General features: G+C 61.9%; 14 protein-coding genes. 2 read left to right on the top strand and 12 right to left on the bottom strand.

Annotated features, from left to right (window positions below; translation table 11 throughout):
- Window positions 1–3: 3 nt before the first annotated feature.
- From CORTU0001_RS05570 to CORTU0001_RS05520, 11 genes are all read right to left on the bottom strand, one after another.
- On the bottom strand, window positions 4–264 hold the full coding sequence (locus CORTU0001_RS05570; RefSeq protein ID WP_005322739.1) for a hypothetical protein: 261 nt from the start codon (window positions 262–264) through the stop codon (window positions 4–6).
- The gene (locus CORTU0001_RS11710; protein WP_005328040.1) at window positions 264–2,045 is read right to left on the bottom strand and encodes a hypothetical protein; all 1,782 of its coding nucleotides are present in this window, start codon (window positions 2,043–2,045) and stop codon (window positions 264–266) included. Before CORTU0001_RS11710 ends, CORTU0001_RS05570 begins: the two co-directional genes overlap by 1 nt.
- Window positions 2,042–2,323, bottom strand: a complete 282-nt coding sequence (locus CORTU0001_RS05560; protein ID WP_050776587.1) for a hypothetical protein — start codon at window positions 2,321–2,323, stop codon at window positions 2,042–2,044. The genes CORTU0001_RS11710 and CORTU0001_RS05560 overlap by 4 nt, the downstream gene beginning before the upstream one ends.
- Window positions 2,324–2,468: 145 nt before the next feature.
- Window positions 2,469–3,812 (bottom strand): phosphoglucosamine mutase, encoded by a 1,344-nt coding sequence (glmM, locus tag CORTU0001_RS05555; RefSeq protein WP_005328038.1) that lies wholly within the window; start codon window positions 3,810–3,812, stop codon window positions 2,469–2,471.
- Window positions 3,813–3,860: 48 nt separating this feature from the next.
- Window positions 3,861–4,187, bottom strand: coding sequence for a type II toxin-antitoxin system HicB family antitoxin (locus CORTU0001_RS05550; protein ID WP_005328036.1), 327 nt, complete (start codon window positions 4,185–4,187; stop codon window positions 3,861–3,863).
- Between the two features lie 257 nt (window positions 4,188–4,444).
- Window positions 4,445–4,978: a 30S ribosomal protein S9 gene (gene rpsI, locus CORTU0001_RS05545; RefSeq protein WP_005322744.1), complete on the bottom strand. Its 534-nt coding sequence runs from the start codon at window positions 4,976–4,978 to the stop codon at window positions 4,445–4,447.
- Window positions 4,978–5,421, bottom strand: a complete 444-nt coding sequence (gene rplM, locus CORTU0001_RS05540) for a 50S ribosomal protein L13 (RefSeq protein ID WP_034668278.1) — start codon at window positions 5,419–5,421, stop codon at window positions 4,978–4,980. Before rplM ends, rpsI begins: the two co-directional genes overlap by 1 nt.
- Window positions 5,422–5,776: 355 nt before the next feature.
- Window positions 5,777–6,064 carry a WXG100 family type VII secretion target gene (locus CORTU0001_RS05535; protein ID WP_005322746.1) on the bottom strand — a complete coding sequence of 96 codons (288 nt, stop codon included), beginning with the start codon at window positions 6,062–6,064 and terminating at the stop codon, window positions 5,777–5,779.
- 69 nt (window positions 6,065–6,133) lie between these two features.
- Window positions 6,134–6,448: a WXG100 family type VII secretion target gene (locus CORTU0001_RS05530; protein ID WP_005328030.1), complete on the bottom strand. Its 315-nt coding sequence runs from the start codon at window positions 6,446–6,448 to the stop codon at window positions 6,134–6,136.
- Window positions 6,449–6,590: 142 nt separating this feature from the next.
- Window positions 6,591–7,715, bottom strand: a complete 1,125-nt coding sequence (locus CORTU0001_RS05525; RefSeq protein ID WP_005328028.1) for a type VII secretion-associated protein — start codon at window positions 7,713–7,715, stop codon at window positions 6,591–6,593.
- Window positions 7,716–11,435 carry a type VII secretion protein EccC gene (locus CORTU0001_RS05520; protein WP_005328026.1) on the bottom strand — a complete coding sequence of 1,240 codons (3,720 nt, stop codon included), beginning with the start codon at window positions 11,433–11,435 and terminating at the stop codon, window positions 7,716–7,718.
- A gap of 154 nt (window positions 11,436–11,589) precedes the next feature.
- Here CORTU0001_RS05520 and eccD point away from each other — a divergent pair, with 154 nt between their 5' ends.
- Both eccD and CORTU0001_RS05510 read left to right on the top strand, forming a co-directional pair.
- Window positions 11,590–13,017 carry a type VII secretion integral membrane protein EccD gene (gene eccD, locus CORTU0001_RS05515; protein WP_005328025.1) on the top strand — a complete coding sequence of 476 codons (1,428 nt, stop codon included), beginning with the start codon at window positions 11,590–11,592 and terminating at the stop codon, window positions 13,015–13,017.
- A complete protein-coding gene (locus CORTU0001_RS05510; RefSeq protein ID WP_244262095.1) occupies window positions 13,017–14,165 on the top strand; it encodes a S8 family serine peptidase in 1,149 nt (382 codons plus the stop codon). Before eccD ends, CORTU0001_RS05510 begins: the two co-directional genes overlap by 1 nt.
- On the opposite strand, the gene eccB is transcribed toward CORTU0001_RS05510, so the two are convergent.
- Window positions 14,155–15,441, bottom strand: coding sequence for a type VII secretion protein EccB (gene eccB, locus CORTU0001_RS05505; RefSeq protein ID WP_005328015.1), 1,287 nt, complete (start codon window positions 15,439–15,441; stop codon window positions 14,155–14,157). The genes CORTU0001_RS05510 and eccB overlap by 11 nt on opposite strands.
- Window positions 15,442–15,471 lie beyond the last annotated feature (30 nt).

Here is a 15,471-nt window from a genome sequence, read left to right as displayed (position 1 = left end):
GTATTAGCCCCGCCGCAGCACAGATTGCACCTGCCCCGACGCGTTCCTTGAGCGCGCCGGGGCAGCGCCATATCGTGGCCTTGGCACCGCCGCCGCTTGCCGACGCCCCACCTGCCCCTTCTCCCTTCGCGCCTCTTGCATGGCTTTATCCGCAGACTTTTCTAGCTCGTCTTGCGCTTTCGCCAGCGTTTTTTCAAATTCCAGCAGGCGTTTAGCCGTCCTTTCCCGAAAGCCCTGCGCAAATTCTGCGAAGTCGTTATTCATTACCACTGACCTGCCTTTCGTGCCTTAATGGTTGGTTCTTCTGGCGCCGGTGCCGCCTCCTGCTGCGGCGCTGGTGCCGGTGCTGGCGCTTCTTCTGGAGCCGGCTGCGGTGCCGGGGCCGGCTCCGGTGCCGGTGCTGGTTCAGGAGCCGGAGCAGGGGCTGGTGACGGTGCCTCTGCTGGACCGGCCGCCTGGAGGTGTGCCACCTTTTCTGGTGGCGGCGTTGGCTCCTCTACCTGAGACAGCTCAGGAGGCGGCGCCATTACGCCATCATCACCAGCTGGCTCCGGCTCCGGTTCGGGCTCGGGCTTAGGGTCCGGGCAGGGATCAGGTTCTGGCTCTGGCTCAGGCTCAGGGACGGGGTCCGGTTCGGGCTCTTGCACCGGGCAATCCGCCTCGGACATGTGCTCCAGGCACTGCGCGGCGCCTTCCACAATGAGGCCCACGCCTACTAAAGCGATTCCGGCCCCTACCAGGCCGAGGCTGCCGCTGCAGGAGGATTCAATTTCACAGCCTTCTGAGCTGGTTTGGGTCGTTTCCACACATTCTTCGGTACTTTCCGCGGTATTTTCCGGGCAGAGCGTTTCCTCGCCTGCGCCCGATCCAGAAGCGGGTTCCGTATCCATGTCTGGTTTAGGTTTCGGCTCTGGCTGAGATTCAGGTTCCGGGCACAGTTCTTCTACTTGCTGTGGCTGTTCTGGCGGCTCCTGCGGCGGAATGATCTCCGCCTGCGCCGGCCTGGTGATCTCTACGTCGCGCTGGGACTGTGATGGACGCTCGGTAAATGGTTGCTCGGTGCACTGATTGCAGTGGCAGCCCGCGCCGTGTTCTGCAGTGGTCTCCGTGTGCACTTCCGTCTTGGATGATTGCTCCGGCTCGGGCTCGGGGCATTCCTTTGGCGGAACAGGTGGTGGCGAAGGAGGCGTCGGCTGTGGCGGCGCGGAAGTCGTCTGGCTCGATTCTCGCTTTGAGTCAGGCTCCGGCATGGGCTTGGGCTCTGGTGGGCACTCCACCTGGGCCGGCTCGGTGGGCTGCGAGGGCGGGGGCGGGCACTCTTCCTTCGGCATCGGCTTAGTGGGAGTAGGAGTCTCCGGGCATTGTTCTACCGGTGCGGGGCAGGCGTCATCTGTAGGTTTAGCTGGCGTCGGGCATTCTTCCGGCATTGGGCGCTCACAGACGCATTCGCAGCGCGATTCAAACTCGTTATAGCAGGACTCAATCGCATCATCGCGGTCACGGCAGGTGCTAGCGATATTGTGATTCGTCTCTTCGATAACGCGCCCGCCGATGGTGGAAAGAATCGGGATGATAAACCTGGCCAGCGGGTGCTTGGTAGCCACCATGGACAAGATATTCAGCAGTGGGATGACCGCAGAGATGAGCTCGGTAAGGGCGGTGTCGGAAACATCGACGACGTCGGCAATAGCGCCCGAGCACTGCTCCGCCGAACTGGTGAGATGGGCGGCATCCTGGCGGTCAATGTCGAAGTCTTCCTGCACGCCGCACAGGTGCTCGCGCATGGCGCCTTGAGCAACCTCGGAATCATCTTGCTGCAAATAGCCCGCTAGTCCAGCACCGCCTCCCTGCGGGCGGTTACCGCCTACGGCCGCAACGGTGTTTTTCACCAGGTTTTCGGGCGCGATGCCATCCACCGCACCGACTAGCTCTCCCAGTAGGTTCATCGGCATGCTGGGGCCCGAGTAGCTTCCCAAGCATGCGAACTGGAATTGGGAAATCGCGTTGGAATAGTCCCCCAGCAGGGATTTTGTCAGCGTACTCACTTGCTGTCCGCCTCCCCGCCGCGTGTAAAGGAGCTGCCGAAGGACTCATCAAAATCAGCAATGGCGCGCACCTGTTCATGGGCGGCGTGGGCGGTGGCGGATAAATTATCCAACCTCTGCCCGCCGCGCTCATGGATGCGCGCCAAGACATCACGAATGCGCTCACCGTGGCCGCCAAAGTTGCGTCCAGCCGCGGCCACCGGAAAATCCGGCACCTCGGCCCGGTGAGCATCGCGTTGTTCGTCGTTATCGGCTACGACCTGCCGTAGTGCGGACATCGCCTCCAAGGGGCGAAGAAAAACCTCAGACACTGGTGTATTCCCCCAAATCCATATGCGGTAAAAGTTCTCACCTTCATTGGACTGGGGATTGCGCCAAATGGTTCCCTAGGATGCCAAAATTCTTCCGCACCCGGCAGTTGCGCTAGACCGAGGAAACGATGGCGGAAAGCCTCCCGGCAACCTTGCGTGCCTGCTCCTTATCGGCGGCCTCCACCATGACGCGGAAAACCTCCTCAGTGCCGGAGGGGCGCAACAGGACGCGGCCGGTTTCGCCGAGTTCTTCCTCGGCCTGGGCAATGGCTTCTTGTACCTCAGGGGCGTCCATGATGACACCCTTATCAGAAACCGGCACGTTAATGAGGACCTGCGGCAGCACGGTCATCACCGATGCCAATTCCTTTAGGGACTTCCCGGACTTGGCCATGCGCGCCATAATGGACAGGCCAGTAAGCGTGCCGTCGCCAGTCGTGCAATCATCTGGCAACACGACGTGACCAGACTGCTCGCCGCCCAAGGAGAAATCGCCGCGGTTAAGCTCTTCCAGCACGTAGCGGTCGCCTACTGCGGTGTGGCGCACCTCGATGCCTTGCTCCTGCATGGCTAGCTTCAGGCCCAGGTTAGACATGACGGTTGCTACAAGAGTGTTGTAGCGCAGGTCATTATCCTCCTTCATGCCTACGGCCAGCAGCGCCATAATTTGGTCACCGTCGACAACATTGCCCTCGGCATCCACAGCCAGGCAACGGTCGGCGTCGCCATCATGGGCCAGGCCCAGATCGGCGCCATGCTCGACGACGGCCGCCTGTGCCTTTTCAATGTGCGTCGAACCGCAGTCCTCATTGATATTGAAGGCATTCGGCTTGTTGTGGATAGCAATAACCTCTGCGCCAGCCGCCTCGTAGGCGATCGGAGCGACCTTGGAAGCTGCACCATTGGCGGTGTCTACGACCACCTTGATGCCGCTGAGGTCGGTGGAGACCACTTCCTTCAAGTGGTTGAGGTAGCGCTCGCGTCCGTCCGGGGCCTCCGAGATGATGCGGCCCAACTTTGTGCCGGTCGGGCCATCCTCGGTGAGGTTCTCCATGGTGGCCTGAATCTGATCTTCTACCTCGTCCGGCAGCTTCTTACCGCCTGCGGAGAAGAACTTGATGCCGTTGTCTGGCATCGGGTTGTGGGAAGCGGAAATCATCACGCCGAGATCCGCACCATAGTCATCCGTCAGGAAGGCAATCGCCGGAGTAGGCAGCACACCCACGCGCACCACGTCCACGCCGCGGGAAGCCAGACCGGACGCAATCGCTGCATCCAGCATCTCGCCAGATACACGCGGGTCGCGGCCAATAATGGCCAGCGGCTGGCGCTCATAGGATTCACGCTTGGCGGTAAATACCTCCGCAGCAGCCTGGCCTAGTTGCAAGGCCAGAATTGGGGTCAGCTTCTTGTTCGCGAGGCCGCGAACGCCATCGGTTCCAAAAAGTCGAGTCATGCAGTCAATTATGCACTCCTGTGCCCATCGATTGCATGTTGGGGCGGTTTAGGCGGAGGCAAGCTTCTGGTTTATCAATGCGTTGAGTGAAATTCCTTCCGTCCTTGCTTCCATCACTAGCTTGCGATGCAGCGACGGAGAGGTTCGAACGTTAAATTTTCCCGAATATGACCGAGCCCCCAACGGCTGAGGGATGGTTTCTCCTGACACCTGCATATCTTCTACTACTTCCGCAACCAACTTCAGAAGTTCCTGCTCTGCACAGCTACGGTCAGAATCCAGCCACGATAGTGAAGGAAACTCGGCAACCGTCGCCACAAACTCATTATCCTCTTCAGACCAGAAGACTTGATAGGTGTATTTGCTGACGTCCATTTTTATCTTCTTTCTTGCTCTGTTTGTAGTTTTTGTACCGCTTTAAGAAGTTCCAAAAAGGTGGCGTTTGCTGGGCTTCTTTTCATTTTGGCCAAGATTTCTTCTACGCTGCTACCCACAACTAATCAGTACCACATATAGTACTACCATGCAGAGGTGTCGTTCTCCTCTGCCAAAGCTCAAAAACGACGAAAGCCGCCGCCTCCCAAAGGAAGCAGCGGCTTTGCGTTGCGCTTGCGCGCGCAGTAGAAGCGAGATTAACGCTTGGAGTACTGCGGTGCGCGACGTGCCTTGTGCAGACCAGCCTTCTTACGCTCAACTGCACGAGCATCTCGGGTGAGCAGACCAGCCTTCTTGAGGGCGGTGCGGTCAGCCGGGTTGTAGATGTTCAGTGCACGAGCGATAGCCAGACGCAGGGCGCCAGCCTGACCGGTCGGGCCGCCACCGTTGACGGTGACCTTGAGGTCGAACTGGTTCTCGCGCTCCAGGAGGGTCAGCGGCAGCAGGATGTCCTGCTGGTGCAGCTTGTTCGGGAAGTACTCGCCGAACTCGCGGCCGTTAACCACAATCTGGCCGGAGCCAGCAACGAGGCGAACACGTGCGACGGCGCGCTTACGGCGACCGACGGTCTGGATCGGGCCCTCGTGTACCGGAGCGGCAGCCTCGACCTCTTCGGTCTCGGCCGGTGCGATGGAATCACCGATGGTGTTGGTGAACTCTTCGGTAGCGGCGCTTGCTGCAGCGATGTCAGCAGCGTCGGCTACGTTGTTGTCGATGTTCTGCTCAGACATTACTGTGCCACCTGCTTAAACTCGAAGGTTTCCGGCTTCTGGCCGGCGTACGGGTGCTCTTCGCCTGCGAAGACGTGCAGCTTCTTGATGGAAGCGCGGGAGAGCTTGTTGTGCGGCATCATGCCGGCAACGGATTCTTCGATAACGCGAACCGGGTTGGCGTCCAAAGACTGACCCAGGGTCATGGACTTCAGGCCGCCCGGGTAACCGGAGTGGCGGTAGCGCATCTCGCGGCCGCGCTTGGTGGAAGAAACGTGGATCTTGTCAGCGTTGATGATGATGACGTGGTCACCAGCGTCAACGTTCGGTGCGAACTGTGGCTTGTGCTTGCCGCGCAGCAGGTCTGCAACGGTGGAAGCGAGCTTGCCCAGCACCACATCAGTAGCGTCGATGACGTACCACTTGCGGGTGATGTCACCGCTCTTTGGGTGGAAAGTAGACAATTTGACTCCTTGAAAGTCTGTCTCGGAACTGCCGGCCAGCGCTAAGCATCCATTCACTCCCATACAGCGGCCGGTGGAGACCTGCAGGGAGCGCTTCGCCAGCTGCTTGCCGACGAGCGAACACATAGGTCTCCTACCCTACTTGCTCACCTGCCCAAAGACCAAAACACCGAAACCGGCACTTCCGCGGCTCAAACGGGAGGTGCCGGCTCGTGGGTACGGACTAGAAAAGGAATAGCCACGCTGGTTTCTTGGCCAAGGCTGCGGCTGCGTCCGCCTCCTGCCACGCGGGTGTGGTCAGTGGCACCGCAGCCCCGACGGGGACAGCGTGGAACCGTGCAAACAGGGTGCGGTTTTAACCCCAGCTTGCGGCGGCGCGACGGTTGACGTCGCTCATCGCATCGTTGCCTTGCGAAACGGTCTTGGAGATGGTGGCGAGGACGGTGTTGAGTTCCTGGGACGCCTTGTCCCACTTGGCCTGCGCTTGGTTATAAGCCACGGCGGACTCACCCTCCCAGGTGCTTACCATCGGCTGTAGGCGCGCCTTCAGGTCTGCCAAGGTGCTGTTGATGCGACCAGAGGTGGCGTTGATGTCGGCTGCGGCGGAAGAAATGGCACCGAATTCGTACTTGATCTCGGACATGTGGTGGTTGATTCCCTTCTGTGAATCTATAGCTTTTGGGCTGCGGAGTAGTGAAGTGTGCGGTGCGGTTTAGAGGGCGAGGCCGCCGCCCACGTTGGAGAATGCCTGGGTGTTTTCTGCTTCCACGTTGTCGAAGTTGTGGGCGTTGCTGCGGATATTGTCAGAGATAGAGGCCAAGGCCTCGCGCAGCTGCTGTGCAGAGGTGTTGTAGCGCTGCATCAGGTCATCGAAGGAGACCTGCGCCTGGCCAACCCAGCTGCCACGGACGGAGTCGACGACGCCCTGCAGGCGGGTGAGCTCGCCTTGGACTTCATCGTTGGTGTTATCGACTTTGCCAGCGGTGGCAACCATGACATCGGCTTGTGTCTTGAAAGTCTGAGACATAAGAGTGCGCCCCTCCTTAGGGCGGATGAGATTGTGTGTATTTCCCCCGAAAAAGCAGCTGTGCTTCGCATCTGTGCTTTCTCACCTTTATTGGACTGAACTTTCCGCCAAACGGTTCCTGGCTGAGGCAAAGTTTTTGAGACTATTTTTTAACCAGACTTTCCGTGGCCATGCGGCAGGCAGCCTTTTGAACGGCGTTGGAGTTATGCCGGGTATGGCACCCCACGGACATCTGGTGGCCTCGGTCTTCCCAAGTGGTCCATTCCACCAAGGAGCCGTCCCCGGGGTCTTCGGTATAGGTCAGGCGCCCTGCCTCATCGGTGGCATCGCGAAGCGTCGGATCTTCGTCGACCTGCGCGTGAATTTCTTTGAACAGGGCATCCGCCGGCACGTTAAACATCTCATCCGCCGCCAGCAGGATGCGTAGGTTCGGGTCTTTCCCGGTGGCGGTGACCAGACCATCTTCTACCTTGGTGTGGAACCCACTGGGGACTACTACTGACATTCCTTCCACGTCTAAGCGCTTTTCGCCTGGGTTCAATTCCTCGCTGCCGGAATCTGACGCGCCTGGCATTCCCGGTTGCGGCGAGGCCGGCGCGAACTCCGCCGCACCATCGCCGCTTGGCTCGGCAGCGCGGGGTTGCGGGTGCGATGCATCCGGAGCGGCGTCGCCTTCACCTGAAGCTTGGGCACCGATGGCCCACCAAGAAGCCCCAGCCACGGCGATGATGACCACGGCAATTGCCACATGAAAGATATCGATGGCTCCGAGCCAACCGCGCAGGCGGTCGGTCCAGCGTGGCGTTACCGGTTCGTCATAAGCAGGTGCCTCCATCACCGTAGTGGGAGGTGCCGAATCAGTGGCTTCAGGAACCGGGTGAGGAGGCGGACCGAGTGGGTCCGGGGCGGCTAGCGGGGAGATGGTTGGTTCTGGGTCGATGAGGTGCACCCCGGTGACTTCCAATTGCCGGCAGATAATAGAGGTGGCTTCCTGCGCAATTCCCGTGCCGGAAGAGTCTGCCACCACGCAGGCTTCCACGTCGGGCCAGGACGGTCCCGCCATCTTGGATATCTGATCCATGACTTGGCCTAAGGCCCAGCCTTCCACAATGCCGGTTCCCGGCAGGTCATAGCGATAGACCGTTTCGGGCCCTTCAAAGATTGTGGCCGCATCCAGGATGGTGACGGTAATGGGGCCGGCGGTGGTCTCCCCACCAGTAGGGATAGGGGTGTCGGTTGGCGTATGCGCGCTGAGATTGGTGGTCATTTACTTTTCTCCTTCTAGGTACACCGCTTGGGCGACGCCGAGGTTTTCACCGCGGATGCTCCACTGACCGCGCCCGGGTGGTTGGTGGCAGGGCTTGAGTCCGAAGATGGTTCCTTCGTCCCGGTCGGCGTCGAAAAGCAGCAGCGCCGGCTGCAGATCGCGCACCGCGGAAAAGAATTGGCCAAAGAGGGCACGGCCGATGCCGCCGGATTTGCGAGCGATAACAAGGTGCAGGCCAATGTCGCGGGCATGGGGAAGCAACTCCAATAGCGGCGAGAGAGCGATATCGCTCAGCAGGTCCGCATCATCGATGACTAGGTAAATGTCTGGGCCCTGCCACCAATCTCGTGCGGTGAGCTGCGCCGGGGTAATGTCCGGGCCAGGCAGGCGAGATTCCAGGGTCCGGACTGTATCGACAATGGTCTCTTGCGCACTCGACTGCGTCGCGGCGTAGGCAGCAACCATGTTCTGGTCCAAGGTTCCCAGATGGGCTCGGCGCTGGTCGATGACGACGAGCCGGGCGTCTTCGCGCGCAAAGGCACTAATACCGCGCATGATCTGCGCCAGGAAGGTGGACTTGCCACAGCCCTGCGCCCCGATTGCCACAAGGTGCGGCTCACGAGACGGATTCCAGGTCAGTGTATCGAGGTCGCGCCCGCCGATGCCCCAGGCGATCTCGCCGGTGGGCACACCCCCTTGAGCCGCGAGTGCGGACGGGGTAAGCACGGCGGGCAGCATCTTGAGCTGTGGAACTGGGTCAGCCGCAGCATGCACGCGGCAGATGTGGGCGATGTCCTGGTTGGAGGTGCGAGCTAAGAGCATATTTTCACCCGCCAAGGTGAGCCCACGGCCCGGTGCGCTGGGGAGCTTTTGCTGTAGTTTGCGGTCGATGAGCGAATCCAAAGCCTCACCCAGGCGCAGCTCGAGGCGATTAGCAATGAGGTCGCGGATAGCCGGGCGCATCGTGGTCCACCGCGAAGTGGCAATGACGACATGTACGTGGGCGGAGGCGCCATCGGCAACGATCTCGGTGACCTTCTCCGCTATGTCTTCAAACTCCGCGTTAGAGGTACCAATGTGGTGCCAGCCATCAATGACAAGGAAGGTTGCGCACCGTTCTGGGCGGCGGATAAACCCAGCTACTTCGTCGACGATGCGCCGTACCTTTTCGCCCTCCTCGCGCCCGGCAACTCCGGCCACGTGGGGCAGGCGCTCTAGGGACGTTAGCTGACCACCGCCAAGATCGATGACGTAGAAGCGCGCCGTCTGCGGGTCATGCCGTAGAGCTAGCGCAGAGACGATCGTGCGCAGCGCACTCGATTTACCGGACTGCGGGCCACCGCACAGTGCCATGTGTCCGCCGTGCTGGGTGAAATCAATAATCAGCTCATCCTGGCGTTGGTAATACGGCCTATCGATAATGCCGATGGGCGCGCACAGCTGCCTTTGGTCTGCTGCGGGCGAGACTGCACCCACAGCTTGTACACCGGAAAGCCCTGGCAGCGCGGATAGCTCAATGACCGGTGGTAGCGGCGGCAGCCAGATGCGGTGCGCCGATTGATCGCGCAACTGGGCTTCTTCCGCAGCGGCGCGAACGACCTCGGTAAGCACAGTGGTGGAGTCATCGAGAACCACCGCAGCGCTAGTATTGTCATCTTCCTGGGACCAGCCATGAAAGAGCTGCACGCGGCCGCGGGTTGGGGCGGGGTGGTCCCCGGAAGCCTCGGCAAGCGCCCGGCGCGGCAGGGGCCCAGACACGTAGGAAGCTTGGAAGCGGGTCAAGGCCTCAGCATCGGATTTGAGGTAGCCCGCGCCGGGCTGGCCGGGCAGGTGGTAGGCATCGGTTACGCCCAATACCTGGCGGGATTCCGCTGCGGAGAAGGTTTTCAGGCCGATTCGGTAGGACAAGTGGGAATCTAGCCCCCGCAAGCGGCCTTCTTCGAGCCTTTGGGAGGCTAAAAGCAGGTGCACGTGGAGACTGCGCCCCAAGCGGCCGACGGCGACGAAGAGTTCCGCGAAGTCCGGGTGCTGGCCCAAAAGCTCCGAGAACTCATCGACGACGATAACCAAGGCCGGCAAGGGCCCGTGCTCACGCACGGCGGTGACAGAAGCGTTGTACTCACTGACATTGGCAAAGTTTCCGGCGGTGCGCAGCAGCTCTTGGCGTCGGTTCATCTCGCCAGAGATGGCATCATACATGCGCTCTACCAGCGTAGATTCCTCTTCCAGGTTGGTGATCACCGCGGAAGTATGCGGCAGGCGGTCGCATCCTAAGAATGTCGCGCCGCCCTTGAAGTCCACGAGCACGAGGTTGAGCTCGTCCGGACTATGGGTAGCCGCCAGCGCGGTGACAAGGGTGCGCAGCAGCTCTGACTTTCCGCTGCCAGTCGCACCGATGCACAGGCCATGCGGGCCCATACCGCCGTGGGCAGATTCCTTGAGATCCACCGTGACGGGCTGGCCCACCGTATCGATGCCGATGGGCACCATGAGTCGCGCCGAGCCCTCCCGGCCATGCCACATGCCGCTAGCCGCTAGCTCTTCCACATCGCGATAGCCCAGAAGGCCCATAAGGTCACTGCCGCGCCGGCCGGAAGTGCTATCGGGGCGGCGGTAGGAGGCCATACTGCGCGCGAGCAACGTCGCGCCGGCCACACTCATCCCATCGGGAGAACCAAGGTCTTCCACCCCTGCCGCGGTGACCACCTGCAGCTGCTCCCCTGCCACGAGGCTTAGCCCTTCGTGCTCGGCGCGTACCCCCAGCGCCGAAGACGGCGCCCCACCAACCTCAATGATGGTGGTATAGGAATCATCGTGGAAGAAGTCTTCGGTTCCCGTGGTCAGCACGCCATCGACTATGAGGATGCGAAAGCGCGCCTTTTCCGGTGTGCGCGCATGGGGCAGCCACTTCAGCCACTCCCACTGGCCACCGATGGCCTCGATACCGCAGGTTTCCGGGCCATGCGCCAACGCCATCTGCAGCACCATTGCGCGCACCATATCGCGGGAGGGATCTGCGGGCTCTTCGCCCCGAGTCGACGCCATTCCGGACACGGACAAGAAGCGAAAGGCCTGCAGTTGGATAACCACTGGCATATCGGGAACGGTGCCCACCGCCTTAATGGTCTGGCGCATGCTCACCGCACACACCGGGTCTAGGTCTTCCGTGGCGCCCGAATCCGGCACGTTGATGGGGGTGCACAAAGTCGTTGGTCCAGTTCCCACGCGTACCTCGAGGGCGTCCGAGTCATCCGGGCCACGCTCCCACATGCGGCGCGAGCCGACTAGAGTGCTGAGTTCCACCGGCGCCGGGTGGCGATAACTTTCATGTGCACGCTGCGCCGAGGCATTGCGCAGCGCCTTTTCTCGCAAGGCTTTGATGTGGCGCAGGTAAGTGCGCCGGGTTTCATCCGGATCCTGCCCGCTGTTATTGGGCCCAAACATCATGGCCATGCTCGCCAGCATCATCAATGGAAACATCAAGGCCATCGGGCTAATCTGCCGGGATTCCCCAGCGCCTAACACCATGAGGGCGACCATGCCGAGCATAGCCGCAATCATCACCACCGGAAGCAGCAGCCGCACCAGCGGCACCGGTTGCGGGCGCACCGCCTCCGGGACTTCTTCGGCCTCGATGCTGCCGGTGGGCAGCGGCGGCGCAGCATCCCGCAGTGGCATGGTCAACGGCTCAATGACGCGGGTATCCCCGATCCCAAGCATGCCTAAATAACCTCCCCCGAGCCACGCGCCAAGCGCCCTTGGCCCCCTGCCAAGATTCCCCGCGCTGCGGTGGACACGTCGCCACTAGTAAGCCACAATATGTGGCATTGGGCAAGGGGGACGCCCACAATCCATACATTTTTCGGGGGACATCATGACTACTGCAACGGCGCATCACCTGCGCCTTACCGTTCGCATTCATGCCGGCGCTTTCCACAAGGAGGCGGACGTGGCGTTACCGCTAAGCTCCAGCGTGGGCGAGCTTTTAGCGGAGATCACTGACTTGGTGGATGCGCCCACCATTTCTGAACCCTGGCGCGCCAGTACAGCCTCCGGCCGCGCCATCGATCTCACCGCCCCGTTAGCTGCCACTGCGCTCACGGAAGGATCCATCCTGGTTATAAGTCCGCGCGAGCGCCGGCCCGCACCGGTGATTCGGGATGCGGCGGAATCGCTCGCCGCCGCGGCTGAGGAGGATACTACCGCCGCCCTTCCCACCATCTGGGCTTGGGCAGGGCTGCTTGCCGCCTTCGCCCTAGTGTGGGTTAGCACCCTTCCCCTAGCGGCGTGGGCGGCGTTGACCGCTGGAGCCCTGTTGCTCGCCTTGTGGACCCGCGCCCTATCACTGGTGCACCTTAGCCTGGTAGCCGGCATGGCGTGTGGCTGGGTGGTGATTTCGCCCTCGCTTAGCGAAGCCCCCTTCGCCGCACTCACCGCCTGCGTCGCCCTCCTCATCGTGCTGCTTGCCTGTCACGTCACCGGGTTAAGCACGGTTCGCACCACCGCCGTGGCACTCACCGTCTCAGTGCTGTTGTCGGTCGCAGCTTTGGGCTACCTGCTGCCCGGACCAGGGACGGGTCTCCAGGGTAGCCACGGTACGGCGGCAGCCGCCTGCGTGGTGATGGCCGGCATTATCCTGCTGGCCGCAGCTCCTGCGCTGACCGTAGCGACCGCTGGGCTCAAAGTCCCGCAGTTGCCCACGGCCGGCCAGGACCTCGCGGTTTCCGATACCGTCCAGCCGGATGTCGATTTTCGTGCCCAGCGCGCCGGCAGTGCCTATGAGGGAATGTGCTTTGGGCTGTCGCTCTGTCTCATTCCGGCCCTTATCGCCCTCTCGCTGACAGGCAGTGGTCCGGCCTTGGCGCCGACTAACGGCGCGCCCGATTCTCTCTCCGAGTACCTTGCGGTGCTCTTTGGTGCTGAGCACACCGGTGTGGGCTTCGTCCAAGCACTCTGCGTGACCACCGCGGGTGCCGTCGTCATGCATGCTGCCCGGCACGGTCGTGTGCTGGCTAGCTGGGCCCTAATGCTGCTGGCGATGACCGCCTGTCTCGCTACATGCTTGTGCGCTACCCACGTGGTAGCGGATTCCGGCCTTGCCGATGCCTGGGCGCCGATCCTTGTTGCCTGCCTGGTTCTCCTCGCCATGCTGAGCGCCCCGCTGTGGGCACCCAAGGTGACCGGGCTCGAGCCCACCACCATCGCGTGGTTTGAGCGCATAGAATCCCTGGCCATTGCCGCTAGTTTGCCGCTGGCCGCGCACCTAGCCGGTGTCTTCGTGCTCATTAGGGGGCTTGGATAATGCGCGTGCTACCCACCGCTTTAGTAGTTGCATTCGCTGCAGGACTGACTGCTGCACCCCACGCGGCCGCGCGCGAACCGGACCGCGAATGCGCCGCCGCGCATTCCTCACCGCTTTCGCCCCAACCAAGCGAGGAGCAGTTAGACTACCGGGCCCGTCTACATTCCTTTGCTACCGGGGAAGGCGTCAAAGTAGCCGTTATCGATACTGGCGTGGCCCGTCACGATCAACTGCGGAATCTCAGCAGTGGCGCGGACCTTGTCGCGCCCGAGGACCCGGAGCCGCATCGCGATTGCGACCTGCACGGCACCGTCGTGGCCGGTGTCATCGCCGGTCACGATATCGGTATCGCCCCACGAGCAGAGATTTACGCTGTACGCCAGACCAGCGCGCACTACCGCCAAGAAGCCGAAGACAGTACCACCGGCTCGCTGGACACCTTGGCCCGCGCCATCGATGACGCTGCCGATGCCGGTGCCCGCGTCATTAATATTTCGGTTGTCTCCTGTGTGCCACCTGATGTGGCCGCACAGGTCGATACCTCCCGATTGGATCGCGCTTTGGCGCATGCGGAAGACTCCGGCGCCGTGGTGATCGCTGCCTCGGGCAATGCGTCTTCTGGCAGCTGCGAGATGGGCGACCGCGTCTTTCCGGCGGATTCACCAACGGTGCTCTCAGTAAGCGCTCTAGCGGATTCACACGAACTCGCTGACTATTCGCTGAATTCGGCCGACGGAGCCCAGCTTGCTGCGCAAGGTTTCATTCCGCTAGCGCTCAACCCCGCGGGTGGATGGGCCGATGGTAAGGAGGGCACGGACGGAACCGCGCAGTTCCATGGCACCTCCTTTGCCGCGCCGGTGGTCAGCGGCACCGCTGCCCTCTTGGCACAACGCTTTCCCGACGATAGCCCGGCCACCCTCCGCAAACGCTTGGAGGACGCCGCAGAACCGGGACATGGATTCATCGACCCGTTCACTGTGCTCACCCACGTGGAATCGGACGCAGACGTCGATACCCGGGCTATGACCATCCGCCCCACCGACGAAGGCGACTCGCGCGCGCCGACGCGCAGTGCCTGGGTACTGAGTGGGCTAGGGCTCGCGCTTGCTGCGTGGGCGGTGTGGCGCGGACTCCGGCCTAAGAACTAACCTGCAGCGCCTGCTCACGGTTTAGCGCGGAGCCTTCCGGCAGCAAGCGCAGGATCTCCCACGGCACCTGCGCGCCCACGCCGGTGCCAAGGGCTTCCAAAGTCTCTTTGTCCTTGACCTCGTGCCGCTGCCCCGTGGGTGAGACCACGTGATAGCCATGGCCGCTGTCTACGCCTACGCCACCGGCGTCGAGCCCACCAAAGCGATGGGCCACCGACTCACCTGCCAAGGCGATGGTGCCTGCTTGGGCAGGTACCACTACCCCGCCACCCTCATTACCAGCACACATCCAGCCATCGTCCGGGCTTAAGAAGCGGAAGGACGTGGAGGGAAGGTTGAGGTTTAAAGGGGCGTCGGCAAGCGCGGCAATCTCCTGCGGCGTGGCTGTCGTCTCCTTGGCACCCACGCCTGTGAGCATCTCCGCCTGCGTAGGCGTGAGCTCCACTACGCCCTCGGGCGTACGCGCCCACAGGCCCTGCCCAGTATCGACAACCTCTGGCGGATTGGCTGGAAAATTCAGCGGCGGCAGCTCCGCAAAGGTATTGAGCAGCTCGGGCGGCACGGGCCAGGTGTGGGTACTATCGTCCACGCCCAGCGCCCGGCGCACGACGCGCCCTTCGGTGCTAGAGGAATCTGGCAACGCCACGCGGCCTTCCTCTGTGATAAGCCACTGCGTGCCCTCGGATTCCACCAGTGCGGCGCGCTCCTCACCGAGGCTTTTCTGCTCGGGCTCGGCGAGGACAATAACCTCCTGCGACGCAACCTGGTGGCCGCCGATGCTGGTTGGGTTCTCTGTAGTCGGTGCCTCATCCTTGCCGGCTAAACACGCTGCCCATTGCTGCTGGGGAGTCTCGCCTGCTGCCGCGAGGTACCCAGGAGCATCCGAGATACCCACCGGTGAGCCCAGTAGCGCTTCTTGCAGGTGCTCATCCCCAATGGTCTGTGCCTCGGCTGCCTGCCCGGCGATAATGCGCGCCGACGCCAGGTTGAATACCGGGTGGTAGGTGTCGTTGACATCCACAAAGAGCTGGCCCTGCTCCGAGCGCACAATCGGCGCATCACCCGGCTGCGGGCTCGGCTGCAGCCAGGCCAACATGCCAGAGCCCACCGCAAGGAAGGCGACGCCGACCCCGCCGAAAAGGAGCGCTTTGCGGCGCCTAGCCAAAGGATCGTGAATCATGCGGATATCGCCTAAGACGAGCCCATGCTCGACGCGGCGGCGCAAGAATTTATGACCCGATACCTGGGCCTTGGTAGTAGGCAGCGGACGTGCCATGATTTTCCCCCGAAAAGTCTGTGTACACCC

Origin of the sequence: Corynebacterium tuberculostearicum SK141, from assembly GCF_000175635.1 — a bacterium.
Classification (GTDB): Bacteria; Actinomycetota; Actinomycetes; order Mycobacteriales; family Mycobacteriaceae; genus Corynebacterium; species Corynebacterium tuberculostearicum_C.
Note: the sequence above shows the minus strand (reverse complement) of the source record. Positions and strands in the feature narration are given on the sequence as shown.